At 68.0% G+C, this 19,958-nt stretch carries 23 protein-coding genes; 5 read left to right on the forward strand and 18 right to left on the reverse strand.

Going from position 1 to position 19,958, the window contains the following annotated elements; genetic code table 11:
• Positions 1-22 precede the first annotated feature (22 nt).
• Together OG579_RS07015 and OG579_RS07020 are read right to left on the reverse strand one after the other, a co-directional pair.
• The gene (locus OG579_RS07015; protein ID WP_408068807.1) at positions 23-1,504 is read right to left on the reverse strand and encodes an APC family permease; all 1,482 of its coding nucleotides are present in this window, start codon (positions 1,502-1,504) and stop codon (positions 23-25) included.
• Between the two features lie 168 nt (positions 1,505-1,672).
• A complete protein-coding gene (locus OG579_RS07020; RefSeq protein ID WP_045823651.1) occupies positions 1,673-2,587 on the reverse strand; it encodes a cation diffusion facilitator family transporter in 915 nt (304 codons plus the stop codon).
• A 235-nt stretch (positions 2,588-2,822) separates the two neighbouring features.
• On the opposite strand from OG579_RS07020, the gene OG579_RS07025 reads away from it, so the two are divergent.
• Positions 2,823-4,934, forward strand: a complete 2,112-nt coding sequence (locus OG579_RS07025) for a MinD/ParA family ATP-binding protein (RefSeq protein WP_328858569.1) — start codon at positions 2,823-2,825, stop codon at positions 4,932-4,934.
• A 16-nt stretch (positions 4,935-4,950) separates the two neighbouring features.
• Here the strand turns inward: OG579_RS07025 and OG579_RS07030 are convergent, their stop codons facing one another.
• Positions 4,951-5,631, reverse strand: a complete 681-nt coding sequence (locus OG579_RS07030) for a DedA family protein (RefSeq protein WP_328858570.1) — start codon at positions 5,629-5,631, stop codon at positions 4,951-4,953.
• 232 nt (positions 5,632-5,863) lie between these two features.
• Between OG579_RS07030 and OG579_RS07035 the strand changes: the two genes are divergently transcribed.
• A complete protein-coding gene (locus OG579_RS07035) occupies positions 5,864-6,928 on the forward strand; it encodes an alpha/beta fold hydrolase (RefSeq protein ID WP_045823652.1) in 1,065 nt (354 codons plus the stop codon).
• A complete protein-coding gene (locus OG579_RS07040; RefSeq protein WP_328858571.1) occupies positions 6,925-7,353 on the forward strand; it encodes a TM2 domain-containing protein in 429 nt (142 codons plus the stop codon). Before OG579_RS07035 ends, OG579_RS07040 begins: the two co-directional genes overlap by 4 nt.
• A 5-nt stretch (positions 7,354-7,358) precedes the next feature.
• Here OG579_RS07040 and truA read toward each other — a convergent pair whose 3' ends face one another.
• From truA to OG579_RS07090, 10 genes are all read right to left on the reverse strand, one after another.
• Positions 7,359-8,261, reverse strand: coding sequence for a tRNA pseudouridine(38-40) synthase TruA (gene truA, locus OG579_RS07045; RefSeq protein WP_328859181.1), 903 nt, complete (start codon positions 8,259-8,261; stop codon positions 7,359-7,361).
• Positions 8,262-8,306: 45 nt separating this feature from the next.
• The gene (gene rplQ / locus OG579_RS07050; protein WP_328858572.1) at positions 8,307-8,933 is read right to left on the reverse strand and encodes a 50S ribosomal protein L17; all 627 of its coding nucleotides are present in this window, start codon (positions 8,931-8,933) and stop codon (positions 8,307-8,309) included.
• Between the two features lie 56 nt (positions 8,934-8,989).
• Positions 8,990-10,045, reverse strand: a complete 1,056-nt coding sequence (locus tag OG579_RS07055; protein ID WP_045823654.1) for a DNA-directed RNA polymerase subunit alpha — start codon at positions 10,043-10,045, stop codon at positions 8,990-8,992.
• Positions 10,046-10,168: 123 nt separating this feature from the next.
• Positions 10,169-10,774, reverse strand: a complete 606-nt coding sequence (gene rpsD / locus OG579_RS07060; protein ID WP_045823655.1) for a 30S ribosomal protein S4 — start codon at positions 10,772-10,774, stop codon at positions 10,169-10,171.
• 23 nt (positions 10,775-10,797) lie between these two features.
• The gene (gene rpsK / locus OG579_RS07065; RefSeq protein WP_045823656.1) at positions 10,798-11,208 is read right to left on the reverse strand and encodes a 30S ribosomal protein S11; all 411 of its coding nucleotides are present in this window, start codon (positions 11,206-11,208) and stop codon (positions 10,798-10,800) included.
• Positions 11,208-11,576, reverse strand: a complete 369-nt coding sequence (gene rpsM, locus OG579_RS07070; RefSeq protein ID WP_045823657.1) for a 30S ribosomal protein S13 — start codon at positions 11,574-11,576, stop codon at positions 11,208-11,210. The genes rpsK and rpsM overlap by 1 nt, the downstream gene beginning before the upstream one ends.
• Positions 11,577-11,776: 200 nt before the next feature.
• The gene (gene rpmJ, locus OG579_RS07075) at positions 11,777-11,890 is read right to left on the reverse strand and encodes a 50S ribosomal protein L36 (protein WP_013127970.1); all 114 of its coding nucleotides are present in this window, start codon (positions 11,888-11,890) and stop codon (positions 11,777-11,779) included.
• Positions 11,891-11,980: 90 nt separating this feature from the next.
• On the reverse strand, positions 11,981-12,202 hold the full coding sequence (gene infA, locus OG579_RS07080) for a translation initiation factor IF-1 (RefSeq protein ID WP_007616247.1): 222 nt from the start codon (positions 12,200-12,202) through the stop codon (positions 11,981-11,983).
• 215 nt (positions 12,203-12,417) lie between these two features.
• Positions 12,418-13,251, reverse strand: a complete 834-nt coding sequence (locus OG579_RS07085) for an LLM class F420-dependent oxidoreductase (RefSeq protein WP_328858573.1) — start codon at positions 13,249-13,251, stop codon at positions 12,418-12,420.
• 51 nt (positions 13,252-13,302) lie between these two features.
• On the reverse strand, positions 13,303-13,743 hold the full coding sequence (locus OG579_RS07090) for a hypothetical protein (protein ID WP_150116547.1): 441 nt from the start codon (positions 13,741-13,743) through the stop codon (positions 13,303-13,305).
• Between the two features lie 116 nt (positions 13,744-13,859).
• Between OG579_RS07090 and dtd the strand changes: the two genes are divergently transcribed.
• Together dtd and OG579_RS07100 are read left to right on the forward strand one after the other, a co-directional pair.
• Positions 13,860-14,297 carry a D-aminoacyl-tRNA deacylase gene (gene dtd, locus OG579_RS07095; RefSeq protein WP_328858574.1) on the forward strand — a complete coding sequence of 146 codons (438 nt, stop codon included), beginning with the start codon at positions 13,860-13,862 and terminating at the stop codon, positions 14,295-14,297.
• Between the two features lie 8 nt (positions 14,298-14,305).
• Complete coding sequence (locus tag OG579_RS07100) at positions 14,306-14,836, forward strand: dihydrofolate reductase family protein (RefSeq protein WP_328858575.1); 531 nt, start codon at positions 14,306-14,308, stop codon at positions 14,834-14,836.
• Positions 14,837-14,840: 4 nt separating this feature from the next.
• Here the strand turns inward: OG579_RS07100 and OG579_RS07105 are convergent, their stop codons facing one another.
• From OG579_RS07105 to map, 5 genes are all read right to left on the reverse strand, one after another.
• The gene (locus OG579_RS07105) at positions 14,841-15,923 is read right to left on the reverse strand and encodes an ABC transporter ATP-binding protein (RefSeq protein WP_328858576.1); all 1,083 of its coding nucleotides are present in this window, start codon (positions 15,921-15,923) and stop codon (positions 14,841-14,843) included.
• A gap of 3 nt (positions 15,924-15,926) precedes the next feature.
• Positions 15,927-17,243, reverse strand: a complete 1,317-nt coding sequence (locus OG579_RS07110) for an ABC transporter substrate-binding protein (protein WP_328858577.1) — start codon at positions 17,241-17,243, stop codon at positions 15,927-15,929.
• Between the two features lie 28 nt (positions 17,244-17,271).
• Positions 17,272-18,057 (reverse strand): carbohydrate ABC transporter permease, encoded by a 786-nt coding sequence (locus tag OG579_RS07115; protein WP_328859182.1) that lies wholly within the window; start codon positions 18,055-18,057, stop codon positions 17,272-17,274.
• A gap of 38 nt (positions 18,058-18,095) precedes the next feature.
• The gene (locus tag OG579_RS07120) at positions 18,096-19,052 is read right to left on the reverse strand and encodes a carbohydrate ABC transporter permease (protein WP_408068759.1); all 957 of its coding nucleotides are present in this window, start codon (positions 19,050-19,052) and stop codon (positions 18,096-18,098) included.
• A gap of 111 nt (positions 19,053-19,163) precedes the next feature.
• On the reverse strand, positions 19,164-19,955 hold the full coding sequence (gene map / locus OG579_RS07125; RefSeq protein ID WP_328858578.1) for a type I methionyl aminopeptidase: 792 nt from the start codon (positions 19,953-19,955) through the stop codon (positions 19,164-19,166).
• Between the last annotated feature and the right edge of the window lie 3 nt (positions 19,956-19,958).

The raw sequence follows: 19,958 nt of genomic DNA on the forward strand, positions 1-19,958 counted from the left end.
GGCCGAGCCGAGCCCGGACCGATCAGACCGGAGGCGACTTCGACAGCGCCTGCGAGTCGACCGACGCCACCTCTCCCCGCTCGCGCCGGCCGACCATCGAATGCCGTCGGCTGTAGAGGAAATAGAACGCGACACCGATCACCATCCAGATGACGAAACGGATCCAGGTGAGCGCCGAGAGGTTCAGCATCAGCCAGACACACGACACGATCGCGAGGATCGGGATGACCGGCATCCACGGCACGGTGAAGCCGCGCGACAGGTCCGGTCGTGTGCGTCGCAGCACGAGGACGCCCGCGGCGACGACGACGAACGCGAACAGCGTGCCGACGTTGACCATCTCCTCGAGCTTGTTGATCGGGAAGAACGCCGCGACGACCGCGACCACGCCACCGACGATGAGCTGAATGCGCGCCGGCGTACCGAACTTGCTGGTCTTCGACAGACCACGCGGCAGCAGACCGTCACGGGCCATCGCGAACAGCACCCGCGACTGGCCGAGCATCAGGACCATGACCACTGTCGTGAGACCCGCCAGGGCACCGATCGAGATCGCCTTCTCGGCCCAGGTGATGCCGTTCAGGCCGAATGCGTAGGCGAGGTTCTTGGCCTCACCGTTGCCGGCCGACGTCGCGAGGTCCTTGTAGCTGACCATGCCGGTGACCACGATCGTCACGAGGACGTACAGGACGGTGACGATGCCCAGCGAGAACAGGATGCCGCGCGGCACGTCGCGCTTGGGGTCCTTGGTCTCCTCGGCCGTGGTCGCGACCACGTCGAAGCCGATGAAGGCGAAGAACACGATCGACGCCGCGGCGAGCAGTCCGTACCAACCGTAGTTGGAGTCGCCGCCGCCGGTCATGAGCGAGAACAGGGTCGACTCGACCGAACTCCCGCCGCTCTCGGTCGGCTCGGACTTCGGGATGAACGGGCCGTAGTTCGAGGTCTTGATGTAGAAGAAGCCGACGACGATCACCAGCAGGACCACGGTGACCTTGATCGCGGTGATGACCGCGCTGACGCCCGACGACAACTTCGTGCCCAGCACCAACAGCGCGGTGATGGCCACGACGATCAGCAGTGCGCCCCAGTCGACGTCGAGTCCACCGATCTCGGCGGTGCCCCCGGAGAATCCGAACACCGTGCCGAGGTAGCTCGACCACCCCTTCGACACCACGGCCGCGCCGACGGCGAACTCGAGGATCAGGTCCCAGCCGAGGATCCAGGCGAGGAACTCACCGAACGTCGCGTAGCCGAAGGTGTAGGCCGATCCGGCGACCGGCACCGTCGAGGCGAACTCCGCGTAGCAGAGCGCGGCGAGACCGCAGGCGATCGCGGCCATGATGAACGAGACGGAGATGGCGGGCCCGGCCTTGTCGCCCGCGGTCGACGCGGTGATGGTGAAGATGCCGGCTCCGATGACGACCGAGACACCGAAGACGGTGAGGTCCCACCACGAAAGACTCTTCTTCAGCTGCGAACCGGGTTCGTCGGTGTCGGCCATGGACTGCTCGACCGACTTGGTCCGGGTGAGGGAGTGTCGCAGTGACCGCGACGGCTGGGAGGACTGCGATCGCGTCACGACGATCTCCTGACGGTAGTGCGAGCGAGAAGGGTGCGAAACGGACGGGACATGGTGTCGACGACACTGCCATGCCGAGCCCTCGCGGTGTCAGTTTCCGCGGTCGATATCGGGTTCCAGATAGATAACGCGCGCGATCGGCAGCGATGACCGGATGCGCGCCTCGGCGGAGTTGATGGTGTCGGCGATGGTCACCGCGGTCGCCCCGGCGGGGATGCCCAGCTTGGCCGCGACGAGCAACTCGTCGGGGCCGAGGTACTGCGTCTTCATGTGGATGACGCGATCGATGCCGGGTTCGGCCTCCAACGCCGCGAACAGCGCGGTCTCGTCGGCGGCGGTGGCGCCCTCGCCGATGAGCAGGCTGTGCATCTCGACGATGAGGATGACCGCGATGACGCCCAGCAGGATGCCGATGGCGAGGGTCCCGATGCCGTCCCAGACCGGGTCACCGGTCAGCGTCGCGAGCCCGACACCGCCGAGGGCGAACGCGAGGCCGATGAGCGCGCCGGTGTCCTCGAGCAGGACCACCGGCAGCTCGGGATTGCGGGAGTTGCGGATGAACCGCCACCACGACGCCGAGCCCTTCAGCGGCTTCGATTCACCGAAGGCGGTCCGAAAGCTGTAGCCCTCCAGACAGATCGCGACCGCCAGGATGATGACGGCCACGATCGGCGACTCGAGTTCGTGCGGGTGCACGATCTTCTCGTACCCCTCGTAGATCGCGAACAGCGAGCCGAGGGTGAACAGCACCATCGCCACGACGAACGAGTAGAAGTAGCGACTGCGGCCGTATCCGAAGGGGTGCAGCCGATCGGCCTTCTTGGCGGCCTCGCGCTGTCCGAGCAGGAGCAGTCCCTGGTTGGACGTGTCGGCCACGGAGTGCACCGCCTCGGCGAGCATCGACGACGAGCCCGTGACGGCGAAACCCACGAACTTCGCGACCGCGATCCCGGCGTTGGCGGCCAGCGCCGCCACGATCGCCTTCTTCGAACCCTCTGCCGACATCGACGTCCCTCCTGCGCACAGCGGACGCGCCCGCCCGTGGTGGCCGCCGCGACATGGGATGACCCTACTGCCGCGCGACGACCTGTCTCACTACACCGAGGGTGTGCGGTAGTAAACTGGCGGTCGCCTGTACGCGGAGCACGCTTCGCGGTACGGGCAGGGGAGGAACCGTGCGACGCGGTCGTCGAAGCCGACGGCGGCGTCGCCGATGACCGCACGACTTAGGGGATGTCCGTTGAGCTACGACAAGAGTGCTATCTCGTCGACCCCGCCGTGGCTGCAGCAGCCGCCGCGGGATGACGCCGATACCGATGACCCGGCCGCACGCGCCGCCGGGCGTCACACCGATCACGAACCGAACGACGACGCCGACGCGGCGGCCGCGGTGGGGCGCGGCACCGGTCACCGACCCCCGCCGCCCTCGTGGCTGGCCGGGTCGCCCGACCCCGCACCCGCCCAGGATGCGCGCACCGACGACGACGTCGCCGACGCGACGCGGTGGGTCACCACACCGGCGCCGCAGCCGCAGGTGCCCGGCGGCCACGACCGTCACGACGGGGGGCCCACCGAGGGCACTGCTCCCCCGCAGCCCGATCCGGCTGTCGCGCCGGCGCAGGGCTTCGGCCCCCCGCCGGGGGCACCGACCCAGCCGCCGTCGACCCCGCCGCCGTGGGCCGCACCCGACGCCGACCGGCAAACCGCGCAGACGCCACCCGCACCGTGGGGCCAGCCCTTCGCGCCCCCGCAGTTCGCGGGGCCGCCGCAGCAGTTCGACGGACCCCCGCACCAGGACGGGCCACCACCGTTCCAGGGACCCCCTGCGCAGTTCGGTGGACCGCAGCAGTTCGAGACGCCCCAGCAGTTCGAGGCACCGCAGCAGTTCGAGGCACCGCAGCAGTTCGGTGCCCCGGCGCCGTTCGACGGGCCGCCGCCGTTCCAGGGCGCGCCCCCGCAGTTCGGTGGGCAACCCCGGTTCGACCCGGCCCCGCCCCACGGTTCGCAGCAGTTCGACGGGCCCGCGCCCTACCAGAGCCCGCCGCAGCAGTTCGATCCCCAGCCCCGGTCGGGGCCGCCACAGCAGTTCGAGTCGCCCCGACAGTTCGAGGCACCCCAGCAGGGTCCGGCGCCCGAGCCACCCGCCAACCCGTGGCCCGCACCACCGGTGACGAACGGTGGGCCGCCCCCGATCAGTCCGGCGTCGGATCCCTTCGCCGCGCCGGGAGGCTTCGCACCCTCCGGTCCCCCGCCGGGGTACGCCCCACCCGGTTACGCGCCCAACGGGTACGGCGCGCCGCAGACCGATCATCACCCGAACGGTCACGGCCAGCCCGCTCCGTCCGGATACGGCCAGCCCGGCTTCACCCACACCACTCCCGGCGACGGCCCGTACCCGCCCGCGAACGGCACCGCGTCCCTCGATCAGGTCGCGCTGCTGCGCAAGGCGCGGCGCGCGCCGAACAGCGGATGGCGTCGTGCGGTGCACCGGATGTCGGCGGGTGCGATCAACCCGGGTGACTCCCCCGACGATCTCATCCACAACCAGCTCATCGAGCGGGTCAACCGCCCGGTGCGCGGCGATTACCGGATCGCGGTGCTGTCGCTCAAGGGCGGTGTCGGCAAGACGACGACCACCGTGGGTCTCGGTTCGGTGTTCGCGTCGCTGCGCGGCGATCGCGTGATCGCGGTCGACGCCAACCCCGACCTGGGAACACTGGCGCAACGCATCCCGCAGCAGACACGGTCGACGGTGCGCGATCTGCTCGCCGACAACTCGATCTACCGCTACAGCGACGTGCGCGCACACACCTCGCAGGCGCCGAGCCGCCTCGAGGTGCTCGCCTCCGAACGCGACCCCGCGGTCGCCGAGGCGTTCAGCGAGGACGACTACCGCGGCGTGATGAAGGTGTTGCAGCGCTTCTACAACATCATCATCACCGATTGCGGTACAGGACTGAGCCATTCGGCGATGAACGGCGTCCTCGACCTCGCCAACGCGCTGATCCTGGTGAGTTCGCCGGCCATCGACGGTGCGCGCAGTGCCGGGGCCACCCTCGACTGGTTGCAGGCCCACGGTTACGGCCACCTCGTCAGCCGCGCGGTCGTGGTGCTGAGCTCGTCGCGCTCGGGTGCGTCGACGATCGACACCAACCAGCTGAGCCAGCACTTCCTCACCCGCTGCCGGGCGGTGCAGTCGATCCCGTTCGACGACCACCTGGCCGAGGGCGCCGAGGTCGATCTGGACCTGTTGGGCAAGGGCGCCCACCGGGCGTTCGTCGAGTTGGCCGCCACGGTGGCCGACGATTTCTCGGCGACCAACCTGCGACGCGCGGAGCCCTACCTGCGCTAGCGGCTCGACGGAGAGGTCAGCGGCCGGCGTCGACGGTGACGTCGGCCGCTTCGCCGGGCGTCGACTGCGACGACGAGGCATCGGCACGGCGTGCGCGGCGACGCAGCACGGCGCGGCGGACGAGATGAGCCGACAGCGGGATGACCACGGTGCAGGCCGAGGCCAGGATCATCCAGTCGATGTTGTCGGCGATGAACGAGACGTTGCCGAGCAGGTAGCCGAGCACGATGATGCCCGCACCCCAGAACGCGCTCCCGAGCACGCTGAACACGGTGAACGCCGCCCACCGCATGCCGGTGAACCCGGCCAGGAGGGGGACGAGCGTGCGCACGACGCCGATGAAGCGACCGAAGAACACGGTCAGGGCGCCGTACCGGTCGAAGAAGCGACGGGTGCGGTCGACGGGTTCGGGCCCGATGAACCGCATGACCCGGCCCTGCATCACGCCCTCGCCGAGCCGGCGACCGATGAAGAAGCCGCACTGATCGCCCAGAGCCGCCGCGATCGGCACCACCACGCACGGCAGCCACAGCGGGGCATACGGATCGGGCGCGGCGGCGAGGATGCCGGCGGTGAACAGCAGCGAGTCACCGGGGAAGACGAACCCGATGAGCAACCCGGTCTCGAAGAACACCAGGACGCACAGGCCGATCAGGCCGCCCGTCGCCAGGAAGGAGTCCACGTCGAACGGGTTCACGTCCACCGACGATACGCACGCCCACACGCACTCCCCGGGCCGCGAGAGCGGTTTCACCGCCCGACCATCGGGAGTTCACCGCGTGTCCATCGGAGCCGAAACGACGCATGGGTCGGCGAAGTGGCCGAACCTGCGGTTTACTCGAAACACCCCGCCGCACACACGTGCTCCACGCCCGAACACCACGTGCTCCACACCCGAGAGGTCGTCGATGCAGCCCAGGAACCGAATCGTGACGCGCAAGCGGCGGTCGCCGCTGCGTCCGGTCCCGACGCGGGCGCAGACACAGCGGGTCGAATACCGCACGATCCACGGCTACCGCCGCGCCTACCGCACCGCGGGCAGCGGTCCGGCGGTCCTGCTCATCCACGGCATCGGCGACAACTCCTCGGCCTGGACCGAGGTGATCGACCTGCTCGCGCCGCACTTCACCGTCATCGCACCCGATCTGCTCGGCCACGGTCTCTCGGACAAGCCCCGCGCCGATTACTCGGTCGCCGCCTACGCCAACGGCATGCGCGATCTGATGTCGGTGCTGGGGGTGCGTCGGGTGACGGTGATCGGGCACTCTCTCGGCGGTGGTGTCGCGATGCAGTTCTGTTACCAGTTCCCTGACCTGGTGGAGCGACTCGTCCTGGTCGCCGCGGGCGGCGTGACCCGCGACGTCAGTCCCCTCCTGCGGGTTCTCGCCCTGCCCGGCGTACACCAGGTGATAGCCGGGCTGCGCATGCCCGGACTGTTGCCGGCCGCGCAGGCGGTGGGACGCCTCGCCCTCCTCGGGGCCGTCGTCGCCCGCGTACAAACGCTGCCCGCACCCACCGCGGTGCGGTCACAACTGCACGACGCGACCGAGGTGATGCGGATCGTCAACGGTCTCGTCGACCCGACCGCGCACGCCGCGTTCATGCGCACGCTGCGCGCGGTGGTCGACTGGCGTGGACAGGTCGTCACCATGCTCGACCGGTGCTACCTCACCGAGCGGTTGCCGGTGCTCCTGGTGTGGGGCACCGCCGACACCGTGATCCCATACGAGCACGCGCTTCTCGCGCACTCGGCGATGCCGCACTCCCTGCTCGAGACCTTTGAGGGCGCAGGCCATTTCCCGTACCACGATGATCCCGATCGATTCGTATCCGCGGTGGAGGCGTTCATCGCCGGGACCACGCCGATGGTGCACGACTCGAACGAGTGGAGCCGCCTGCTGGCGCAGGGTCCCGTCGACGACGACCTCACCGGCGGCGTCGCGGTCCAGATGGCGGTGCTCGACGCGATGGCCGACGAGCGCAGCGCGACATGAGCGATCGCGACGCCGACAGGGACGAGATCGACTGGGATCCGTGGTGGGACAGCCCGGAGTTCCCGCCACGGGCTCCGCGTAGCTCGAGTGGTTATGCGCTGCCCGGGCTGGCCGGTGTCGACGACCCCTGGGCCCCGTGGGGACGGGATCCGGCGACCGGCACGCCGCTGTCGTCGCGGTCGAAGCGCACCGCGGGACTCCTGCAGCTCACGCTCGGCGGTTTCGGTGCGGGTCGGTTCTACCTGGGGCACATGGTGATCGGGGTCTCGCAGCTGCTCAGCCTGATCCTGGCCTGGTATCTCGCGCTGACCTACCCGCTGGGCGTCTACGCCCTCCTGGGACTGGCCACCTGGACGCTCGTCGACTCCATCACGATGCTCTCCGGCGGCACCCGCGACGCCCACGGTCTGGTGCTACGCCCCTGACCGGGTCACTCTGACCGGACGTCGTCGCCTCGCGCATCGCCGCAGCACCCGACGGCGTCGCGGACGTCACGGGTGACCGCGCCGCGCGCCGCCCACTGATCCGGCGGCGGGTAGTCGACCCCGACCAACGTCAGACCGCACGCCGGGGCCACCGGTACCGCGCTCGCACGCGAGGTCTCCTCGAGCAGACCCGCACACCATTGCACCGAACGCCTGCCCTCTCCGACGGTGGCGACGGCCCCGACGAGCGAACGCACCATCGACCAGCAGAAGGCATCGGCGCTGACCTCGGCGACGGCGATGCCGGCCTCGTCTCGGCTCCACGAGAACCGTTGCAGGTCACGGACGGTGGTGGCGCCGTCGCGGCGTTTGCAGAACGCCGCGAAATCGTGCAGGCCGATCAACGTCGCACTGGCGTCGTTCATCGCCGACACGTCGAGCTGACGCGACCACGTGGCGGTGTCGCGCGCGGCCACCGGCTCGGCGCCCCACGCGGCATCGGTCAGTCGGTACCGGTAGTGCCGGCGCAGGGCCGCGAATCGGGCGTCGAAGTCGGTCGACACCACCGCGGCGGCCTTGATGCGGACGTCGGCGGGCAACATGCGGGCGGTGCGGCGGACCAGCTGTGCCGGGTCGTTCTGCAGAGATCGGGTGTCGAGCGCGGCCGCCGCGACGTCGCAGTGCGCGACCTGTCCGGTCGCGTGGACGCCGGCGTCGGTGCGGCCGGCCACGGTCAACACGACGGGTTCGCGCAGGATCACCGACAGCACCGCCTCGATCTCACCGCACACCGTGCGCTGACCGGGCTGGCGCGCCCACCCCGCGAAATCGGTTCCGTCGTAACCGATGTCGAATCGCAGTCGGAGGCGATCGGCTGCAGCGCCGACGACGAACCCGCCGCTGACCATGTCAACGGCGGGTTCGTCGGGATACATCATGTGTGAGCGATCAGCTCACTTGTCGTCGGCAGTTTTCTCGTCCGACTTCTCGTCAGCAGCCTTGCCGTCCTGGATCTCCGCGGCGCTCTCGGCCCACGACTCCTCGGTGGTGCCCTCGGCGACGGCGTCGGCGTTCTCGACCGCCGCGTCGTCGGCGTCGGCCTCGACCTGTGCCACCACGTTGTTGTCGTCGGCGGCAGCGGCCTCGGCGGCCTCGGCAGCCGGGGTCGCGGCCTTCTGCGACGCGGCCACACGGGTCGCGCGGCTGGCCTCACTCGACGCGGTGGCGCCGGTGACGAGCTCGATCACGGCCATGGGGGCGTTGTCGCCCTTGCGCGGCAGTGTCTTGATGATGCGGGTGTAGCCGCCCTCACGCTCGGCGAACGACGGACCGATCTCGGCGAACAGCTTGTGGACGACGTCCTTGTCACGGATGTCCTTGAGCACCTCGCGACGGTGGGCCAGGTTGCCCGCCTTCGCGTGGGTGATCAGCTTCTCCGCGTACGGACGCAGACGCTTGGCCTTCGACTCCGTGGTGGTGATCCGCTCGTGCTCGAAGAGCGACGTGGCCAGGTTGGCCAGCATCGCCTTCTGGTGCGAGGCCGAACCGCCGAGGCGGCGCCCCTTTGTGGGCTTGGGCATTGATATCTCCTGTAGGTCCGGTCTCCGCGCGTCACGCGCAGACCGAGAAAAGTGGGTTAGAGCTGCTCGGTCTCTGCGTAGTCTTCGCCGGAGTCCGCGTCGCCGAAGGCGGCGGGATCCGACCAGGTGCCGGTGGCGGCGTCGTATCCGGCGACCTGCGACGGATCGAAGCTGGCCGGGCTGTCCTTGAGTGCGAGGCCGAGCGCGTGCAGCTTGACCTTCACCTCGTCGATCGACTTCTGACCGAAGTTGCGGATGTCCAGGAGGTCGGACTCGGTGCGGGCGACGAGCTCACCCACGGTGTGCACACCCTCACGCTTGAGGCAGTTGTACGACCGGACGGTCAGCTCCAGATCCTCGATCGGGAGGCTGAACGACGCGATGTGGTCGGCCTCGGCGGGCGACGGGCCGATCTCGATGCCCTCCGCCTCGACGTTGAGCTCGCGAGCCAGACCGAACAGCTCCACCAGGGTCTTGCCGGCCGAGGCCAGCGCATCCCGTGCGGTGATGGAGTTCTTGGTCTCCACGTCGAGCACCAGACGGTCGAAGTCGGTGCGCTGCTCGACACGGGTGGCCTCGACCTTGTAGGTCACCTTGAGGACCGGCGAGTAGATCGAGTCGACCGGGATGCGGCCGATCTCGGCGCCGGACGCCTTGTTCTGCACGGCGGGGACGTAACCACGACCACGCTCGACGACGAGCTCGACCTCGAGCTTGCCCTTGTCGTTCAGGGTCGCGATGTGCAGATCGGGGTTGTGCACGGTGACACCGGCCGGGGGCACGATGTCGGCACCGGTGACAGCACCCGGTCCCTGCTTGCGCACGTACATGGTGACCGGCTCGTCCTCTTCGGAGCTCACCACGAGGCCCTTGAGGTTGAGGATGATGTCGGTGACATCCTCCTTGACCCCGGGGACGGTGGTGAACTCGTGGAGCACACCGTCGATGCGGATGCTGGTGACCGCTGCGCCGGGGATCGACGACAGCAGCGTGCGCCGCAGCGAGTTACCGAGGGTGTAGCCGAAACCGGGCTCGAGGGGCTCGATGACGAACTTCGAGCGATCCTCGGCGACGATCTCCTCGGAGAGTGTGGGTCGCTGTGAGATGAGCATGGGTGTTTCCTCCTGTGTGGACGACCGCTATATGACGCCCTCGCGGATGCCGGGCGGCGGTGTGCCGCCCGGCGGGTCAGGTCGAACCGACCTGTTGCAAACGGTGAGGTCTCCGACCTCGTGTTACTTCGAGTAGTACTCGACGATGAGCTGCTCGGTGAGCGGCACGTCGATCTGCGCACGCGACGGAACCGAGTGCACCAGGATCCGCAGCGTCGACGGGACGACCTGCAGCCAGCCCGGCACCACCCGATCGCCCTGGATCTCGCGGGCGATCTGGAACGGCACGGTCTGCAGCGACTTCGGGCGGACGTCGACGATGTCGTACTGCGACACCCGGTAGCTGGGCACGTCGACCTTCACACCGTTGACGGTGAGGTGGCCGTGGGTGACCATCTGACGCGCCTGACGACGGGTCCGCGCGAGGCCCGCACGGTACACGACGTTGTCGAGACGGGTCTCGAGGATGGCGAGCAACTCGTCACCGGTCTTGCCGTTGCGACGGTTGGCCTCTTCGTAGTAGCGACGGAACTGCTTCTCCATCACGCCGTAGGTGAAGCGGGCCTTCTGCTTCTCCTGCAGCTGCATCAGGTATTCGCTCTCCTTGATGCGCGCGCGGCCGTGCTGGCCCGGCGGGTAGGGGCGACGTTCGAATGCCTGGTCTCCGCCGATGAGGTCGACGCGCAGACGGCGCGACTTCTTGGTTGCGGGTCCGGTATAGCGAGCCATTGTTTTTCCTTAACCTTTCCCGCTTAGACGCGGCGCCGCTTGGGCGGGCGGCAGCCGTTGTGGGGGGCGGGGGTGACGTCGGAGATCGTGCCCACCTCGAGGCCGGCGGCCTGAAGCGAACGGATCGCGGTCTCTCGGCCCGAACCCGGGCCCTTCACGAAGACGTCGACCTTCTTGACGCCGTTCTCCTGGGCCTTGCGGGCAGCGTTCTCGGCAGCGAGCTGCGCGGCGAACGGGGTGCTCTTACGCGAACCCTTGAAGCCGACGTGGCCCGAGGACGCCCATGAGATGACGTTTCCGGCCGGGTCGGTGATCGACACGATCGTGTTGTTGAACGTGGACTTGATGTGCGCCTGCCCGAGCGGGACGTTCTTCTTCTCGCGGCGACGCGACGTGCCCTTCTTGGGGCCCGCGGTACGTGACTTGGGGGGCATTACTTCTTCTTCCCGGCGATGGTCTTCTTGGGTCCCTTACGGGTGCGGGCGTTGGTCTTGGTGCGCTGTCCACGGACGGGCAGACCGCGGCGATGCCGGATCCCCTGGTAGCAGCCGATCTCGATCTTGCGACGGATATCGCCCTGCACCTCGCGACGCAGGTCACCCTCGACCTTCACCGAGGCCTCGATGTACTCGCGAAGCTTCGCGACATCGGCGTCGGTCAGGTCCTTGGCGCGCAGGTCCGGGCTGAGCCCGGTGCCGGCCAAGATCTCCTTGGAAGTGGTACGACCCACCCCGTAGATGTAGGTCAGTGCGATCTCCAAGCGCTTCTCGCGCGGGAGATCGACACCAGAAACACGTGCCATCTGGCATTCCTTTTCGTTTCGAAGGTCTGCTCCCAGTCCGTCCCCGCGAGTCGAGATTCGGGGCTCCGGCCTTCGTTCCGGAGGTGGGCGAGGGCGCATGTGCCCTTGCTGGTGCTGGAAGTTTCATGGTGGTGCTCGATATTCAGTTGTTCGTACTCAAGCGATCTGTGATGCGACGCGGTGGTCGTATCGAGTGCAGATCAGCCCTGACGCTGCTTGTGGCGCAGGTTGTCGCAGATCACCATGACCCGGCCGTTGCGGCGGATCACCTTGCACTTCTCACAGATCGGCTTGACGCTCGGGTTGACCTTCACGTCGTTGTGCCTCTCGGTGGTGGGGTTCCTCGGGCACGCCGCAGCGAGCCGTCGGGGGTGGTGCCACCCGGGTGGATACCCGGGAAGTCGCTACTTGTAGCGGTAAACGATCCGACCGCGGGCGAGATCGTAGGGCGAGAGCTCCACGACCACGCGGTCCTCGGGCAGGATGCGGATGTAGTGCTGCCGCATCTTGCCGCTGATGTGCGCGAGCACCTTGTGACCGTTCTCCAGCTCGATGCGGAACATCGCATTCGGCAGGGGCTCGACCACGCGGCCTTCGACCTCGATGGCGCCGTCTTTCTTGGCCATGTCCTCCACAATCTCTGCCGCCGCACGAGGCGACGACATCTCGTTTACCGTGTCGGTACGCACGTCGGCCGGTGATGTGAGCGAGACTGCTGATCACCGAGCCGATTCGCCGGAACCGAGTCCACTGTCGACAACCTGTGGACACGGCAGTACCGGCGCGAAGCGCACCAGCGATCTACTTTACGCTCTCTGCGCGCGCCCCTCCAAATCGCAGGTCAGCCCGCGGGCAGCAACTCCAGCACATCGGTGATGTCGTCAGCACCGAGCACCTGGATCGCGACATGGTCGGCGCCGGCCGCGAGATGCGCGTCGACCTTGGCACGCACGGTGTCGGCGTCGCCGTGGGCGACCAGGTCGTCGATGAGGGCGTCGCTCCCGCCGTTGTCGATGTCGGCGTCGGTGTAGCCGAGTCGCTTGAGGTTGGCCACGTAGTTGCGCAGGTGCAGGTAGGGGTTCTCCACCGGCGGGCGACCGATCTCGCGGGCGGTGACCGCGTCGGTCTCGAGCACGATCTTCTGTTCGGGTGCGAGGAACGCGCCGTCACCCATCTGCTCGCGCGCGTACCGCGTGTGGTCGGGGGTCGTCAGGTACGGGTGGGCGCCCAGCGATCGGTCGGCGGCCAGGCGCAGCATCTTCGGTCCCAGCGCGGCGAGCACGCGACGCCCGACGGGCAGTCCGTTCGCGTCGAGGACGTCGAGGTAGTCGACCATCGAGTCGTACGGCGAGGCGTACTCCTGCGTGGCCTCGCGGTGGCCGACACCCACACCCAGGTAGAACCGGCCCGGGAAGTCCTTGTCGAGGTCGGCGAACTCCCTCGCGATGGCCGCGGGGTCGGTGTTCCAGATGTTGGTGATGCCGGTGGCCACCCGGATGCCCGACGTCGCCTCGAGCAGGCGCCGTGCGGGGGTCAGCGACGTCGGCGACCCGCCCAGCCAGATGGTGCCGTAGCCGAGTTGCTCGATGCGCCCGGCCTGATCGCCGGTGACCCCGGAGAAGGGGGCCCAGATGCCATGGGTGCCGAACGCGTGTCTTCCGGTCGCTGTGGTCATGTCATCACTCAACCCCGGGTCGGGTCGTTTGCTTCCGTCGCCGGCGTCGGGTCAACCGACGTGCAGGTGGGCGACGAGCACCTTCGGCGACGTGACCAGTGCGGCGTCGAGTGCGGTGGCCAGATCGGTCGACAACGCGTGGGCGTCGCCGGCCTCGGTCCCGTCGGCGAGGACCACCAGCAGATCGTCGACCGAACTCATCACGTGCACCCAGTCGGCGATGAGGGTCGCGGCCCGCTCGTGGGGTCGCGCGTCGATGATCACGAGGTCGACCAGCGGGTGCGCGGTCTGCCAGCACCGTCGCAGCTCCTGATGATCGGCACCGGCGGGACACACGTGCACCGCACGGACCATCCGACCGAAGCACCGTGCGCGCACGATGGCCTCGTGGCACGGCGCCGCGACGTCGTCGACGGGGACGACCACCACCCCGCGCGCCGACAGCGCGATGTCGGAGGTGCAGGTCGGACGGATGCGCTGCGCGGTGGTCACGGTCTCACGATCACCCCCGGCCCCGGGCGGGCGCCAGGATCTGAACGGGATCCTGACGCGGGGCCGCGCGATCTTGACGCGATCGGAGATTTCGACACGGGCTAGCGTCGGTTCCCATGCGCGCAGTGGTGACACGGGTGACGGCGGCACACGTCGAGGTCGACGATCAGATCGTCGGACGGCTCGACCTCGAGGGCGGCGCCCAGGGACTGGTGGCACTGGTGGGCGTCACCCACGACGACACCGACGACACCGCGAACGCGCTGGCCGACAAGGTCTGGCGGCTGCGCATCCTCGACGGCGAACGATCGGCGGCCGATCTCGACGCACCGATACTCGTGATCAGTCAGTTCACCCTGTACGCCAACGTGACGAAGGGGCGTCGACCATCGTGGAACGCCGCGGCCCCGGGCGCGGTGGCCGAGCCCGTCGTCGACCGATTCACGACCGCTTTGTCCGATCTCGGCGCTACGGTGGCCACCGGCCGGTTCGGTGCCCACATGCGCGTGCACAGCGTCAACGACGGACCGGTGACCATCCTGATCGAGATGTGAGGTCCCGTGTGTCGACGATCTACTACACCGCATCGAGCCTCGACGGCTTCATCGTCGACGACGACGTCAGCCTCGACTGGCTGACCTCGCGCGACATCGACACCGACGGGTTCGGCGGCTACACGCCGTTCATCGCCGGCATCGGCGCGATCGTGATGGGTGCGACGACGTATGAGTGGGTGGTCGAGCACGAGGACGGCGCCTGGCCGTACGAGATGCCTGCGTGGGTCGTGACGCACCGACCCGAGATCGTCCGCCGCGATCACGATGGCGTGCAGGCGTTCTCCGGCGCGGTCACCGACCTGCATCCCCGCCTACTCGAGGCCGCTGGGGAGAACAACGTGTGGGTGGTCGGCGGCGGCGACCTCGCCGCGCAGTACGTCGCGGCGGGTCTCATCGACGAGATGTGGGTGCACTTCGCACCCTGCACGCTCGGCTCCGGACGCCCGGTGTTGCCGGTGCGGTCGGAGTGGACTCTGGCCGACACCGGACGCAACCGCGACTTCGTCGGGGCACGGTGGCTACGGGCCACCGACTGACCGCTCAGCGGATGCGGTCTCCTGACGACGCGTCGAACCAGTAGCTCGTGTCCGCGTCGGGCACCTGCAGCCCGATCCTGTCGCCGACGGCGACGCTGCGGCGGTGGTCGATGCGCACGACGACCTTCCCGCCGCGTACCCCGACGGCACGGTCGAGCGGGGTGCAGTGCACGAACTGTTCTGCGCCCAGTTCTTCGACGAGATCGATGCGGCAGTCGAGGGTGTCGGTCGAGGGAGAGGTCAGCTCCCACGACTCCGGACGGACGCCGACCGTCACCGACGACGTCGCCACCGCCGACGGTGCGTGCAGGGCCAGCCCGCCCAGTGTCGCGGCTCCCTCGGTCACGACGACGTCGTCGAGCAGGTTCATCGCCGGCGATCCCATGAAGCCGGCCACGAACGCGTTGTCGGGATCGAGGTACAACTGCCGCGGCGGAGCCACCTGCTGCAGCACCCCGTCGCGGAGCACCGCCACCCTGTCCCCCATCGTCATCGCCTCCACCTGGTCGTGGGTGACGTAGACGGTGGTGGTCTCGAGACGTCGTTGCAGCGAGGCGATCTGGGCGCGTGTGCTCACCCGCAGCTTCGCGTCGAGGTTGCTCAGCGGCTCGTCCATGCAGAACACCTTGGGACGCCGAACGATCGCCCTACCCATCGCAACACGTTGCCGTTGACCGCCCGACAACGCCGACGGCTTCCGTCCGAGGACGTCGGTCAACTCCAGCATCCGCGCTGCCTCGTCGACGGCGGTCGCGGTGTCGCCCTTGCTCATCCCCGCGTTGCGCAGCGCGAAGCCCATGTTCTGCGCGACGGTCATGTTCGGGTACAGGGCGTAGTTCTGGAACACCATCGCCACGTCGCGGGACTTGAGTGCACGTCCACTCACGTCGACGCCGTCGATGAGGACGCGCCCCGACTGGATCGGCTCGAGGCCGGCGAGCATTCGCAGGCTGGTCGACTTGCCGCAACCGGACGGGCCCACGAGGACGAGGAACTCACCGTCGGTGATGTCCAGCGACAACTGGTCGACGGCAGGTCGTCCGGAGCCGAAGTCCCGGGTGACGGAGTCGAATTCGACGGATGCCACGGCTTACTTCGGCAGCTTCGGCGTGATCTGCCGGTCGATGATCTGCTGGATCTGCGACTGCACCGACGACATCGTCGAGTTCACGTCGGCGTTGCGCAGACCGATCTGCTCGAAACCGGTGCCGATGATCTTGTCGCCGCCCGGCACGAACACCCGGGCGTAGTCCTGCGACGTCGTCTTCGGCAACTGGTTCACCGCCGTCGCGAAGTTCGGGTTCTTCGCCAGGAACTGCTCCGTCGCCGACGACGACAGCGCCGACTTCCGCACCGGCATGTACCCGACCTTCTGCGAGAAGTACGCGGTGTTGTCGGTGTTGGTGATGAAGTCGATGAACTTCAGCGCGTTGAGCTTGCGCTCGTCACTGATCTTCGCCGGGATGGCGAGTCCGGTTCCACCGGTGACACATCCGGGGCCGTTCGGCGCCGGCAGGAACGCGGTCCCGACGTCGAACTTCGCGTTCTTCACGATGCCGGACAGGTCGCCGGTGGAGGCGATCGTCGACGCGATGATGCCCGCACCGAAGTCGTTGGCGATGTCGTTGGAGATCGCCGCGTACTTCTTCTCGTGGATGGAGCTGCGCAGATAGTTCGCCGCCGCGATACTGCCCGGCTCGGTGAACTTCAGATCGAAACCGTCCGAGTAGCGCCCGCCGAAGGTGCGGACCGGTCCCTGGAACGTCCAGCCGAGGTAGTCGGTGGCGTTGCCCCAGCCGTGCGCGAGCTTGCCCGACCCGACGACGTTCTGCAGCCGCGGGCCCCATTCGTCGAACTCCTGCCAGCTGGTCGGTCCCCGGTCGGGCAGTCCCGCCTGCTGCCACACGGCCTTGTCGTAGTAGAAGAGCGGGGTCGACCGCGCGTACGGCAGGGCCCAGTGCCTGTTGTTCCAGTTGTAGTCGCTGTACAGCGAGTCGACGTAGTCCGAGGTGTCGACCGACGCCTTCCCGAACAGGTCGTCGAGGGGCGCGATGGCGCCGATGAGCGCGAAGTTGAACCACCAGACGTCAGACAGCATCACGACGTCGGGGACGGCACCGCCGGAGAGCGCGGCGTTGAACTTCTGCGCCACCTCCTCGTAGTTCTTGCCACCGTCGACCAGCTGGACCTTCAACGAGGGGTTCGCCTGCTGGAACCGGTTGATGAGTTCTTTCTCGACATCGGTCGATTTACCGGGATGGCTCGACCACCAGGTGATCGTGTTCGCGTCGCCTCCGGACGACGATCCTCCGCCCGAGTTCCCGGACCCGACGCACGCGGTGAGCGCGGCGCCGGCGGCGGCGGTGATACCGGCGGCGAGGAAGCCGCGGCGACTCAATTCGACCATGTTCGTGTCACTTTCGTTGTGGGAGGTGTCATCCCTTGACGGCACCGGAGGTCAGACCACGGATCATCTGGCGCTGCAGCACCAGGAACACCGCCAGGACAGGGAGCATGGCGAGGACCGTCGCGGCCATCACCGGTCCCCAGTTGGTGAGCCCGTCACTGTTCTGCAGTTTGGTGAGTCCCACCGGCAGGGTCGCGACGGACGAGTCGTCGGCCATCAGGAACGGCCACAGGTACTCGTTCCACTCGTTGACGATGGTGATCACGGCGAAGGCGACCATCGTCGGACCCGACAGCGGTAGGACCACCCGCAGGAGCAGACGCAGGTGGCCCGCACCGTCCATCCGAGCGGCCTCGATGATCTCGGGCGGGATCGACAGGAAATGGTTGCGCATGAGGAAGGTGCCGAAGGCGACGCCCGCGAGCGGGATGATGATGCCCAGCAACGTGTTCCGATATCCGAGTTGGGCGACGAGCGAGTAGTTGACGATCACGGTGATCTGGTTGGGCACCATCAGCGCGGCGATGATCACGACGAAGATGAACCGCTTGAAGGGGAAGTGCAAGAACACCAGACCGTAGGCCGAGGCGATGCCGAGGACGAATTTGATGATCCCGAGGGCGCCGGTGACGATCACCGAGTTGAGGAGGAAGCGCCCGAACGGCACCGACGTCGTCGCGTCGGAGTAATTCGACGCCGCGAAGATCCTCGGCCACCAGATCGCGGGCTGCACGTAGATGTCGCCGCGCTCCTTGAACGAGGTCAGCACCACCCACGCCAGCGGCACCGCGATCAGGAGGACCACGAGCACCATCGCCGCGTACCCCGCGACCTGCGCTGTGCGCGTGCGGGTCACGCGTCCCGCCCGCGGTCCATGGTGCGCACCTGCGCCACCGTGACGACGAGAAGGACCACGAACATGACGGTGGCGACGGTCGCCCCGTATCCCGCGCGGAAGTTGACGAACGACTCCTCATAGACCTGGTAGACCATCGTCGTCGTCCCGGTGCCCAACGGCCCGCCGCGGGTCATGACGTTGATGATGTCGAACACCTGCAGCGAGTTCAGCATCACGGTGATGGAGAGGAAGTATGTCGTGGGCCGCAGCTGCGGCAGCAGGACGCGCCGGAAGTAGGTCCATGACGACGCGCCGTCGATCGAGGCGGCCTCGGCGAGATCGTCGCGACGCCCCTGGAGCGCAGCGAGGTAGATGACGAAGGCGTAACCGACGTTCTTCCACAGGTAGGTCACCGTGATCATGAACAGCGCCCAGTGCGGGTCCTGATAGAAGTCCGGTGGTGTACCGAGTCCGAGGCGGTGCATGAGATCGCGGATCAGGCCGAAGTTGGGGTCGAAGACGAACTGGAACGCGATACCGATCGCGGCGCCGGAGATCACGAACGGCGCGAACACGATCGACCGCACCAGGTTCCGGCCACGAAGAGCGCGGTCGAGCAGGAGCGCGAGAGCCAGTCCGACAGCCATGGATCCCAGAACCGCTGCGACGGTGAAGATCACGGTGTTCGCGACGATCGTGCGGGTGTCGTCGCGGGTGAACCACTCGACGTAATTGTCGACGCCCAGGAACCTGATGGTGTCCGACGAGATGTTCCAGTCGTAGAACGACAGTCGGATGTTCTCGATCAGCGGTCGGTAGGTGAAGACACCCAGAAGCGCCAGGTTCGGGCCGACGATGACGAGGAAGAGGACGTAATCGCGCCAGGGGCGACCGCGCCACCGGAACCGTCCGCGCGAGCCCGCCCCCACTGAACCCGCATCAGGCAGGGTTCGGTCGGTGACGGAAGGCACCCGCAGAGAGTCGCGGCCCGGAGAAAACGAACGGTGACGTCACGTGTGTTCACACGTGAACACTCGGTGCGCAGCCGGCTCGAATCGCTCGAACCGGTCGCAGACGACGCCCTACGGCCGCGGGGTGAGGATGCGCGGGCCGTCCTCGGTGACCGCGACGGTGTGCTCCCAGTGGGCGGCACGCGAGCCGTCGTCGGTGACGATGGTCCAGTCGTCGTCGAGGACCGAGGTCTCGACGGTGCCGAGGGTCAGCATCGGTTCGATGGCCAGCGTGCTGCCGACCACGAGCCCGGGGCCGCGGTTGGGCTTGCCCTCGTTGGCGAGGAACGGCTCCATGTGCATCTGCGTGCCGATGCCGTGTCCGCCGTAGCCCGCGACGATGCCGAACGGGCGGCCGTGGGTCTTCTCGGCCTCGCGCGTGGCGACCTCGATCGCGTGGGAGACGTCGGTGAGCTTGTTGCCCGGGATCATCGCGGCGATACCGGCGAGCATCGACGTCCGCGTCGCCTCGCTGAGCGCGGAGTCGGCCTCACTGAGGTCGCCGACGCCGAACGTCCACGCCGAATCGCCGTGCCAGCCGTCGAGGATCGCACCGCAGTCGATCGACACCAGATCGCCCTCGGCGAGCACGATGTCCTTCGAGGGGATGCCGTGCACGACGACGTCGTTCACCGAGCTGCAGATCGAGCCGGGGAACCCGTGGTAGCCCTTGAACGACGGGACGGCGTTCGCCTCGCGGATGACGGTCTCGGCGATCTCGTCGAGCTCGAGTGTGCTGACGCCGACCTTCGCGGCCTCACGGACCGCGACGAGCGCCTGTCCGACGATCCGGCCAGCCGCCTCCATGGCGTCGAGCTCACCGGCGGACTTGAACGGTACGACCTTCTGTTTGCGCAGACCCATGGC

The organism is Williamsia herbipolensis, from assembly GCF_036153515.1.
Lineage (GTDB): Bacteria > Actinomycetota > Actinomycetes > Mycobacteriales > Mycobacteriaceae > Williamsia_A > Williamsia_A herbipolensis.

Coding starts and splice junctions, on each gene's coding strand:
- OG579_RS07015 (WP_408068807.1), bottom strand. CDS start 1,504: ATGGCCGACACCGACGAACCCGGTTCGCAGCTGAAGAAGAGTCTTTCG.
- OG579_RS07020 (WP_045823651.1), bottom strand. CDS start 2,587: ATGTCGGCAGAGGGTTCGAAGAAGGCGATCGTGGCGGCGCTGGCCGCC.
- OG579_RS07040 (WP_328858571.1), top strand. CDS start 6,925: ATGAGCGATCGCGACGCCGACAGGGACGAGATCGACTGGGATCCGTGG.
- truA (WP_328859181.1), bottom strand. CDS start 8,261: ATGGTCAGCGGCGGGTTCGTCGTCGGCGCTGCAGCCGATCGCCTCCGA.
- rplQ (WP_328858572.1), bottom strand. CDS start 8,933: ATGCCCAAGCCCACAAAGGGGCGCCGCCTCGGCGGTTCGGCCTCGCAC.
- OG579_RS07055 (WP_045823654.1), bottom strand. CDS start 10,045: ATGCTCATCTCACAGCGACCCACACTCTCCGAGGAGATCGTCGCCGAG.
- rpsD (WP_045823655.1), bottom strand. CDS start 10,774: ATGGCTCGCTATACCGGACCCGCAACCAAGAAGTCGCGCCGTCTGCGC.
- rpsK (WP_045823656.1), bottom strand. CDS start 11,208: ATGCCCCCCAAGTCACGTACCGCGGGCCCCAAGAAGGGCACGTCGCGT.
- rpsM (WP_045823657.1), bottom strand. CDS start 11,576: ATGGCACGTGTTTCTGGTGTCGATCTCCCGCGCGAGAAGCGCTTGGAG.
- infA (WP_007616247.1), bottom strand. CDS start 12,202: ATGGCCAAGAAAGACGGCGCCATCGAGGTCGAAGGCCGCGTGGTCGAG.
- OG579_RS07085 (WP_328858573.1), bottom strand. CDS start 13,251: ATGACCACAGCGACCGGAAGACACGCGTTCGGCACCCATGGCATCTGG.
- dtd (WP_328858574.1), top strand. CDS start 13,860: ATGCGCGCAGTGGTGACACGGGTGACGGCGGCACACGTCGAGGTCGAC.
- OG579_RS07110 (WP_328858577.1), bottom strand. CDS start 17,243: ATGGTCGAATTGAGTCGCCGCGGCTTCCTCGCCGCCGGTATCACCGCC.
- OG579_RS07115 (WP_328859182.1), bottom strand. CDS start 18,057: ATGGTGCTCGTGGTCCTCCTGATCGCGGTGCCGCTGGCGTGGGTGGTG.
- map (WP_328858578.1), bottom strand. CDS start 19,955: ATGGGTCTGCGCAAACAGAAGGTCGTACCGTTCAAGTCCGCCGGTGAG.